This window comes from Nocardia niwae NBRC 108934 = DSM 45340, from assembly GCF_001613465.1.
In the GTDB taxonomy this organism is placed as follows: Bacteria; Actinomycetota; Actinomycetes; order Mycobacteriales; family Mycobacteriaceae; genus Nocardia; species Nocardia niwae.
Genome location: NZ_BDCK01000068.1, coordinates 1 through 9,172, shown reverse-complemented (window position 1 = coordinate 9,172; position 9,172 = coordinate 1). Strand labels below are relative to the sequence as shown.

Below are 9,172 nucleotides of genomic sequence, written 5' to 3'. Positions count from 1 at the left end.
CCGTGCACGCTTCGGCTCCGCTCCAACGACCGGAGCCGAAGCGTTGCGGCTCAGCCGCGTGCGAGCAAGGCGTCCAGCGCGCGGTAGCTCTCGTTGAGCCCGGACTCCATGCCGGACTGAAGCATTCCGTCCCGCTCCTGCGGCGTGTGGAACTGACTGTCGGTGACCACTTTGGTGCGACCGTCCCCGAGATCGACGAAGCTGACGCTGTCGATCGCCACATGGGCGGGCATGCCGTCCCACTCGAAGGAGTACACGATGCGCTCCTGCGGCGTGACCTCGCGGAAGCGCCCCTCGAAGCCGTGGGCCTCCCCTTCGGCATGCTCGACGAAACGCCAGTGCCCGCCGGGCCGAAACTCCCAGCGCTCGATGTCGAGCCGGTTGCCGCGCCCCCACCACTGGGCGAGCAACTCGATCCTGCTGTAGGCGTCCCACACGCGCTCGCGTGAGGCGTCGAAGATCCGCTCGATGTGGATCGTACGGTCGGTGTCCGCCGTGACGGCGGCGTCGTTCGTGGTTGTGCTCATCGCTCCTGCTCCGTTCGCTCGAGGAATTCGCCGAGACGGTCCAGCCGCGCTTCCACCATCCGCCGGTAGCCCTGCATCCAGGCGACTTCGCGGTCGAAGACGTTCTCGCCGAGGCGGCAGTACCGCACCCGGCCGCGCTTCTCCGTGACCACCATGCCCGCCGCTTCCAGCAGCTGGATGTGCTTCTTGACGCCGGTGAGCGTCATCTCGAAACGCTCTGCCAGCTCGCTGACGGTCGCGGGCCCCCTGCCGAGTCGTTCCAGGATCCCACGCCGGGTGGGATCCGCGAGCGCCCCGAAGGAGGCATCCAAGAAATCATACTGAACCATCTAGTTCAGTGTTTCGCATCGGAGCGAGAACGTCAAGGGGGAATCGCATCGTCCGCATCCAGCGACTCGGACGACCGTCATTCGGAAATCCACGACCTGGCGGCCGCCGACGAAGCTGAGGTAGGAGCGTCCGGCGACGAAGTAGGACAGAGGCTTTCGCGGCCGAACCCGGTGCGAACCGTGGCTCGGCCCTTCTGATCGGGTCCCCGGAGCGGTATCTTGTCCGGACGAACCGGACACGGGGGCGGGACATGGAAAGAGCACGATGAGGATCTCCCAAATCACCGCGGCGACTCTGGTGGCGCTGGCGGCCACCGCACTCACCACGAGCGCCGCACACGCGCAGCCCGCGCCCGCCGACGCGCCGCTCGACCTGCACGGCACATTCCACCAGGTCGCCTACGAGGTCGCCGCCAGCGAGGACCGCCGCGCCGCGGTGGCCACCCTCCAGGACGGCACATTCGAGCTGACCCACGACGACCGGGTGGTAACGGTCGCCGATCGCGCCGGGCAAATCGTCGCCGCGCTGCCGATGACGCTGCGCATCGGAGACCAGCGCGTGTCCCTGCGCCCCGTGCTCGAAGACGCGGGCCACCGGCTCACCGTGGCGCCGGTCGCGATGGCCGACGCGCCGCTGCGCGACATCGGCGCCCAGGAGCGGTTCTACGCCGAGGCCGAGAAGGTCATGCCGACCATCCTGGCGGGAGCCGGGATCGGCGCCGCCATCGGCTTCATCGTCGGCTTCCCGCTCGGGCTGTTCGTGATCGACTTCATCACCGTGCCCGTCGCCGCGGTCGCGGGCGCCGCGATCGGCGCGATGGCCGGGTACGTCATCGGCGGTGGGCAACCCGCCGTCGACGCGGCGCTGGAGTACGTCACCGCGCCCTAGTCGAGCCGGTCGGCGGGCGTCAGCCGCTGCGTACCGATCACCCGCAGCAGGTCCAGTTTCTCGGCCGCGTCCGTACCCGGACGCGGTAGATAGACCAGTAGGCGCTGGGCGGCATTGGGCGTGAGCAGCGTTTCGCAGACGGTGTCGATCAGGCCGACCTGCGGATGCCGGATGCGTTTGATGTCCGAGAGCCGCACGGCTACGTGATGCTCGTTCCAGAGCCGGTCGAATTCGGCACTCACGGAGCGCAGCTCGGCGATCAGCGCGGTCACGTCCGCGTCGCCCGCTCGGCGCGCGGCCGTGGCACGCAGATCGGCGACGTGGTTGCGGCCGAGCCGATCCCAGTCCTCCTCCGGGAAGATGGCGCGCGCCGAAAGGTCGGCAAACCAGCGGTAGGCGTAGTACCGATCCCACCCGCGACGGTCACCGTGATCACCGACGAGCAGGGTGTGCATCCGGTTCTGCACGAGAACCTCGCCGAGATCGGTGACCACGGTGGCCGCGGTATCGTCCAGCTTGGCGAGCAGATGCATCAGGCCGGGCCCCACGTGCTTATCGGTCGTCTCCCGTCCCGGCGGGGCGTGGTCGCACAGGTGGTAGAGGTGGTCCCGCTCGTCGTTGCCGAAACGCAGGGCGCGCGCGAGTGAGGCGAGGACCTGGGTGGACGGACGCGGGCCGCGCGATTGCTCCAGCCGGGTGTAGTAGTCGGTCGAGATGCCGGCGAGCAGGGCGACTTCGTCGCGACGCAGCCCCGGTGTGCGCCGCCGGACGCCGGGCGGCAATCCCACGTCGGCGGGCGTGAGCTGCTCACGGCGACGTCGCAGGAAATCGGCGAGTTCGGGGCGGTCCATGTCATAACTGTCCCCTGGATCGGGGTGCTCAGCCAGGGATCGCGACTCCCCCGATAAGCGATCTCTGCCGTGCCGCTTCCGACCGGCGCAGGCTGGTCTCATGACGACAACGAAGATCGACGAAGTGCGGCTCGGGGCCACCGGTCCGACCGTGAGCCGCATCGGCCTGGGCGCCATGGGCATGTCCGGCGCGTACGGAGCGACCGACGACGCCGAATCGACCGCGACCATCCACGCGGCGCTGGACTCCGGCGCCAACCTCATCGACACCGGCGATTTCTACGGTGCGGGACACAACGAGATGCTGATCGGCAAGGCCATCGCCGAGCGTCCCCGCGAAGACGTGGTGCTGAGCGTGAAGTTCGGCGCGCTGCGCGGACCCGACGGCGCTTTCGTCGGCGTGGACAACCGGCCGGCCGCGCTGCGCAATTTCCTGACCTACAGCCTGCAGCGGCTCGACGTCGACCACATCGACATCTATCGCCCCGCCCGGCTGGATCCGGACGTGCCGATCGAGGACACCGTCGGCGCCATCGGCGAGCTGATCGAGGCCGGATACGTGCGGCACGTGGGCCTGTCCGAGGTCGGGCCGGAGACCGTCCGGCGGGCGGCGGCCGTGCATCCCATCGTGGACCTGCAGATCGAGTACTCGCTGATCTCCCGGGGCATCGAGGAGCGGATCCTGCCCGTCTGCCGGGAACTCGGCATCGGCGTCACGGCGTACGGAGTGCTCTCGCGTGGGCTGCTCAGCGATGCGATTCGGCCCGGAGCCACCTTCGCTCCGAATGATTTCCGCGCACACAGCCCGCGCTTCCAAGGCGAGAACCTGGACCGGAATCTCGAACTGGTACGCGCGCTGAACGAGATCGCGGCGAACAAAGACGCCTCGGTGGCGCAACTGGCCATCGCCTGGGCGCTGACCCGGGGCGACGACATCGTGCCGCTCATCGGCACCCGCCGCCGCGAGCGGTGGATGGAAGCGGTACGCGCGCTGGATCTCTCGCTCACCGATGAGGAATTGTCCACGATCGAAGCGGCCGTGCCCGCCGACCGGGTCGCGGGGGAACGCTACGCCACGGCGCAGATGGCGATGCTCGACAGCGAGCGGTGAGATGGCGTCCGGGGCGTGGCCGAGCGGACGCGCCCCGGGCCCGGTGAACTCGCCGGATCTACCGCTCGCGGTCGAGCACGGCAGCGATCAGGCCCTGCGCGGACGCAGCACGGCCGTGAATACCGCCGCGGCCACGGTCTTTCCAGTACTGTCGGCGATCTCCACCGGCACGTCGAGTTCGAGCGGCACTCGGGCCTCGATCTCCGCGCGCATCTGCGCCAGCGTTTCATCGGAGAACGCGGACGTGGCGCGGAACGGCCCCGCTTCACCTTTCGCGCGGGCCTTGTACTCGATGCGGCCGTCCTTGGCGACGATGAACGTATCCCCCATCAGGTCCACGATTCCCGATACCGACGCGCCCATCGCGGCGGTTTCGGCCATCCCGAAAAGTACGGCGGCGTGCAGATCTCCGTTGTGGTTCAGATGCTCCGCTCGCGGCACGATCGACACCACATTCCGCCCCGCCGCGAACTCCTCCCACTCGACCCCCGCGTACTGGATGAACCCCAGCTTCCGGAACCCGGCCACCACCAGGTCACCCAACGCCGCGTCGTCCACCGCCACCTCCGGAACAGAATTGAAACCTGTTCTACTTTCCTACTGCTTCCCGCCCCGGCTGTCCACCACCGGCCGATAACGAATCCGGCCCCCGCTCCGAACGGAGCGGGGGCCGAATGTCGTTGCGCGGATTACCGGTAGTCGCTGAAGCCGTAGTCGTCGAGCGGGACTGCGGCGCCGGTGGTCTGACCGAAGCTGTCCGGGCTGTAGTAGGTGTCGTCGTAGGACGGCACCGCGTACGCGGCGGCACGGGCTTCCTCGGTCGGCTGCACCTGGATGTTCCGGTAACGGTTGATACCGGTACCGGCCGGGATCAGCTTACCGATGATCACGTTCTCCTTGAGGCCGATGAGCTTGTCGGAGCGGCAGTTGATCGCCGCGTCCGTCAGGACTCGGGTGGTCTCCTGGAAGGACGCCGCCGACAGCCACGAGTCGGTGGCCAGCGACGCCTTGGTGATACCCATCAGCACCGGGCGACCCGCCGCGGGCTCGTTGCCCTCGGCGACGACGCGACGGTTGGCGGCCTCGAACTCGGCGCGCTCGGTGAGCGAGCCGGGCAGGAACTCCGTGGCGCCCGAATCGATGATCGTCACGCGACGCAGCATCTGGCGCACGATGACCTCGATGTGCTTGTCGTGGATCGACACACCCTGCGAGCGGTAGACCTCCTGGACCTCGTGGACCAGGTGGACCTGCACCTGACGCGGGCCCATGATGCGCAGCACCTCGTGCGGATCCGCCGCGCCTTCCAGCAGCTGCTGGCCGACCTCGACGTGGTCACCGTCCGAGAGCAGACGCTCGGTGCCGTCGTCGTGCTTGAACACGCGCAGACGCTGCCGCTTCGAGAGCTTGTCGTAGACAACCTCTTCGCCACCGTCATCCGGGATGATGGTGATCTTGTAGAAGCGATCGTCGTCCTCCAGCCGCACGCGACCGGAGACCTCGGCGATGGGCGCCTTGCCCTTCGGCACGCGCGCCTCGAACAGCTCCTGCACGCGGGGCAGACCGCCGGTGATGTCGTCACCCGCGACACCACCCTGGTGGAAGGTACGCATGGTCAGCTGGGTACCGGGCTCACCGATGGACTGCGCGGCGACGATACCGACGGCCTCACCGATGTCGACCAGCTTGCCGGTCGCCATCGAGCGGCCGTAGCAGGTCGCGCACACGCCGGTGCCGGTGGTGCAGGTCAGCACGGAGCGGACCTTCACCTCGGTGATACCCGCATCCAGCAGCGCCTCCAGCGCCGGGTCGCCGAGGTCGGCGCCCTTCGCCACGATGACGTTGCCCTGCGCGTCGAGCGCGTCGGCCGCGAGCGTGCGTGCGTAGGTGGAGGTCTCCACGTGCGCGTCGCGGATGATCGAGCCGTCGAGCTGCTTCTCCGCGATCGGCACCACGATGCCGCGCTCGGTGCCGCAGTCGTGCTCGCGCACGATGACGTCCTGCGAGACGTCCACCAGACGACGGGTCAGGTAACCCGAGTCGGCGGTGCGCAGCGCGGTGTCGGCCAGACCCTTACGAGCACCGTGGGTGTTGATGAAGTACTCCAGAACCGTCAGACCCTCCCGGAAGGAGGACTTGATCGGCCGCGGGATGAACTCACCCTTCGGGTTCGTCACCAGGCCCTTCATACCGGCGAGGGTACGGGTCTGGGTGAAGTTACCCGTCGCGCCCGAGTCGACGATCGTGATGATCGGGTTGTCGGCCGGGTAGTGCGCGCGCAGCGCCTTACCGACCTCCTCGGTCGCCTCCTGCCAGATCTTGACCAGGGCGTTGTTGCGCTCCTGGTGATCGAGCGCACCACGCTGGTACTTCTTCTCGATCTGATCCGACTGCGCCTCGTAGCGCTCCATGATCTCGGCCTTCTCCGGCGGCACGAGCACGTCGGACATGGAGACCGTCACGCCGGAACGCGTGGCCCAGTAGAAGCCGGCGTCCTTGAGCTTGTCGACCGTCTGCGCGACCACGATCATCGGGTAACGCTCGGCGAGATCGTTGATGATCGTCGCCTGACGCTTCTTCGGCATCTGCTCGTTGATGAACGCGTAGTCCGCGGGCAGCAGCTCGTTGAACAGCACCCGGCCCAGCGTGGTCTCGGTGGTCCACGCGTCGCCGCGACGCCAGCCCTCCGGGAACAGCTCCGCCTCGACGTCCTTCGGCGGACGCTGGTCGGTCAGCCGGACCTTGATCAGCGAACGCACGGTGAGCTCACCGCGGTCCACCGCCATCTGGGCCTCGGCGGGCGAGGAGTACACGCCCTGCTCCGGACCGTCGGCGGTGGCCGGCTGGTAGGAACCCTTCGCGCCCTCTTCCAGACGGGTCAGGTAGTACAGGCCGGTCACCATGTCCAGACGCGGCATGGCCAGCGGACGGCCGGACGCGGGCGACAGGATGTTGTTCGACGACAGCATCAGCACGCGGGCCTCGGCCTGCGCCTCCGCCGACAGCGGCAGGTGCACGGCCATCTGGTCACCGTCGAAGTCGGCGTTGAACGCCTCACAGACCAGCGGGTGCAGCTGGATGGCCTTGCCTTCCACCAGCTGCGGCTCGAAAGCCTGGATACCGAGACGGTGCAGGGTGGGCGCGCGGTTGAGCAGCACCGGGTGTTCGGCGATGACCTCTTCGAGGACGTCCCACACCTGCGGCCGCTGCCGCTCCACCATCCGCTTGGCGGACTTGATGTTCTGCGCGTGGTTCAGGTCGACCAGGCGCTTCATCACGAACGGCTTGAACAGCTCCAGCGCCATCAGCTTGGGCAGACCGCACTGGTGCAGCTTCAGCTGCGGACCGACGACGATGACCGAACGGCCGGAGTAGTCGACGCGCTTACCGAGCAGGTTCTGACGGAAGCGGCCCTGCTTGCCCTTGAGCAGGTCGGACAGCGACTTGAGCGGACGGTTGCCCGGTCCGGTGACCGGACGGCCGCGGCGGCCGTTGTCGAACAGGGCGTCCACGGACTCCTGCAGCATCCGCTTCTCGTTGTTGACGATGATCTCGGGCGCGCCGAGGTCGATCAGTCGCTTGAGGCGGTTGTTGCGGTTGATCACGCGACGGTACAGGTCGTTCAGGTCGGAGGTGGCGAAGCGGCCACCGTCGAGCTGAACCATCGGGCGCAGCTCCGGCGGGATCACCGGAACGGCGTCGAGCACCATGCCCATCGGCGAGTTGCCGTTGGCCTGGAAGGCGGCGACGACCTTGAGCCGCTTGAGCGCGCGCAGTTTCTTCTGGCCCTTGCCGGTGCGAATGGTCTCGCGCAGCGACTCGGCCTCGGCCTCGATGTCGAAGCTCTCCATGAGCTTCTGGATCGATTCCGCGCCCATGGCGCCGGTGAAGTACTCGCCGTAGCGGTCGACCAGCTCGCGGTAGAGCACCTCGTCGACGATGAGCTGCTTGGGCGCCAGCTTGGTGAAGGTGTTCCAGATCTCCTCCAGCCGGTCCAGCTCACGCTGGGCGCGGTCGCGGAGCTGGCGCATCTCCCGCTCGCCGCCGTCCTTGACCTTGCGGCGGACGTCGGACTTGGCGCCTTCGGCCTCCAGCTCGGCCAGGTCGGCCTCGAGCTTCTGCGCACGGGCCTCGAGGTCGGCGTCGCGCTGGTCGGCGACCGCCTTCTTCTCGACCTCCATCTCGGCCTCGAGCGTGGACAGCTCGTTGTGCCGCAGCTCCTCGTCGACCGCCACGATGACGTAGGCGGCGAAGTAGATGATCTTTTCCAGATCCTTCGGCGCCAGGTCGAGCAGGTAGCCCAGGCGCGAGGGCACGCCCTTGAAGTACCAGATGTGGGTGACCGGAGCGGCCAGTTCGATGTGGCCCATGCGCTCGCGGCGCACCTTGGCGCGAGTCACCTCGACGCCACAGCGCTCACAGATGATGCCCTTGAAGCGGACGCGCTTGTATTTGCCGCAGTAGCACTCCCAGTCCCGGGTGGGACCGAAGATCTTCTCGCAGAACAGGCCGTCCTTCTCCGGCTTGAGCGTGCGGTAGTTGATGGTCTCCGGCTTCTTCACCTCGCCGTAGGACCACTGACGGATGTCCTCGGCGGTGGCCAGGCCGATCCGGAGTTCATCGAAGAAGTTGACGTCTAGCACGTAACTTCCTTTCCCCTGTGCGGGTCGAATTCGAGCAAAAGTTCACTAGTGAGTTATGTGCGGGGCCGGATGCCGCCTGCGCGGCATCCGGCCTGCCGCCTAGTTCGCCAGATCGTCGACGGTGGCCGCTTCGTTCCTCGACAGGTTGATGCCCAGGTTGGCCGCCGCGCGCTCCAGGTCCTCGTCCTCGCCTTCGCGCAGCTCGATCGCGGCGCCGTCGGACGACAGCACCTCGACGTTGAGGCACAGCGACTGGAGTTCCTTGAGCAGGACTTTGAACGATTCCGGGATGCCCGGTTCCGGGATGTTCTCGCCCTTGACGATCGCCTCGTAGACCTTCACGCGGCCGACGACGTCGTCGGACTTGATGGTCAGCAGTTCCTGCAGGGTGTAGGCCGCGCCGTAGGCCTGCATGGCCCAGCACTCCATCTCACCGAAACGCTGACCACCGAACTGCGCCTTACCACCCAGCGGCTGCTGGGTGATCATCGAGTACGGGCCGGTCGAACGCGCGTGGATCTTGTCGTCGACCAGGTGGTGCAGCTTCAGGATGTACATGTAACCCACCGCCACCGGGTACGGGAACGGCTCACCCGAACGGCCGTCGAACAAAGTGGCCTTGCCGTCGTCGTTGACCATCCGCTCGCCGTCGCGGTTGGGCAGCGTCGAGGCCAGCAGACCGGTCAGCTCCTCCTCCCGCGCACCGTCGAACACCGGCGTGGCGATGTTGGAGTCGGCCGGAGCGCCGAGCATCTGCTCCGGCAGCGCCTGCGCCCAATCGGGACGGGTGCCGTCGGTGGCGACGTCGACCTTCCAGCCTGC

The 9,172-nt window shown here is 67.6% G+C and carries 8 protein-coding genes; 2 read left to right on the top strand and 6 right to left on the bottom strand.

The genetic code is table 11. The annotated features are described in order from the left end of the window. Positions 1 to 50: 50 nt before the first annotated feature. Together NNI01S_RS32715 and NNI01S_RS32710 are read right to left on the bottom strand one after the other, a co-directional pair. On the bottom strand, positions 51 to 527 hold the full coding sequence (locus NNI01S_RS32715; protein ID WP_063025392.1) for an SRPBCC family protein: 477 nt from the start codon (positions 525 to 527) through the stop codon (positions 51 to 53). Continuing rightward, positions 524 to 856 (bottom strand): ArsR/SmtB family transcription factor, encoded by a 333-nt coding sequence (locus tag NNI01S_RS32710; protein ID WP_063025390.1) that lies wholly within the window; start codon positions 854 to 856, stop codon positions 524 to 526. Before NNI01S_RS32710 ends, NNI01S_RS32715 begins: the two co-directional genes overlap by 4 nt. Before the next feature lie 265 nt (positions 857 to 1,121). On the opposite strand from NNI01S_RS32710, the gene NNI01S_RS32705 reads away from it, so the two are divergent. Next, the gene (locus NNI01S_RS32705; protein ID WP_063025388.1) at positions 1,122 to 1,745 is read left to right on the top strand and encodes a DUF8020 domain-containing protein; all 624 of its coding nucleotides are present in this window, start codon (positions 1,122 to 1,124) and stop codon (positions 1,743 to 1,745) included. Here NNI01S_RS32705 and NNI01S_RS32700 read toward each other — a convergent pair. Then, positions 1,742 to 2,596, bottom strand: coding sequence for a helix-turn-helix transcriptional regulator (locus tag NNI01S_RS32700; protein ID WP_063025386.1), 855 nt, complete (start codon positions 2,594 to 2,596; stop codon positions 1,742 to 1,744). The two genes, NNI01S_RS32705 and NNI01S_RS32700, sit on opposite strands and share 4 nt — an antisense overlap. 100 nt (positions 2,597 to 2,696) lie before the next feature. On the opposite strand from NNI01S_RS32700, the gene NNI01S_RS32695 reads away from it, so the two are divergent. Then, positions 2,697 to 3,707, top strand: a complete 1,011-nt coding sequence (locus NNI01S_RS32695) for an aldo/keto reductase (protein ID WP_063025384.1) — start codon at positions 2,697 to 2,699, stop codon at positions 3,705 to 3,707. Between the two features lie 87 nt (positions 3,708 to 3,794). On the opposite strand, the gene NNI01S_RS32690 is transcribed toward NNI01S_RS32695, so the two are convergent. From NNI01S_RS32690 to NNI01S_RS32680, 3 genes are all read right to left on the bottom strand, one after another. After that, positions 3,795 to 4,271: a PaaI family thioesterase gene (locus tag NNI01S_RS32690; protein WP_245676472.1), complete on the bottom strand. Its 477-nt coding sequence runs from the start codon at positions 4,269 to 4,271 to the stop codon at positions 3,795 to 3,797. Positions 4,272 to 4,396: 125 nt separating this feature from the next. Further along, a complete protein-coding gene (locus tag NNI01S_RS32685; RefSeq protein WP_063025382.1) occupies positions 4,397 to 8,350 on the bottom strand; it encodes a DNA-directed RNA polymerase subunit beta' in 3,954 nt (1,317 codons plus the stop codon). A 99-nt stretch (positions 8,351 to 8,449) separates the two neighbouring features. Beyond that, positions 8,450 to 9,172 (bottom strand): DNA-directed RNA polymerase subunit beta (locus NNI01S_RS32680; RefSeq protein ID WP_501193592.1); only part of this gene is annotated, 723 nt, incomplete at its 5' end.

What these genes read in the sequence shown, in the direction of transcription:
- NNI01S_RS32705 (WP_063025388.1), top strand. Translation starts at nt 1,122, where the DNA reads ATGAGGATCTCCCAAATCACCGCGGCGACTCTGGTGGCGCTGGCGGCC.
- NNI01S_RS32700 (WP_063025386.1), bottom strand. Translation starts at nt 2,596, where the DNA reads ATGGACCGCCCCGAACTCGCCGATTTCCTGCGACGTCGCCGTGAGCAG.
- NNI01S_RS32695 (WP_063025384.1), top strand. Translation starts at nt 2,697, where the DNA reads ATGACGACAACGAAGATCGACGAAGTGCGGCTCGGGGCCACCGGTCCG.
- NNI01S_RS32710 (WP_063025390.1), bottom strand. Translation starts at nt 856, where the DNA reads ATGGTTCAGTATGATTTCTTGGATGCCTCCTTCGGGGCGCTCGCGGAT.
- NNI01S_RS32715 (WP_063025392.1), bottom strand. Translation starts at nt 527, where the DNA reads ATGAGCACAACCACGAACGACGCCGCCGTCACGGCGGACACCGACCGT.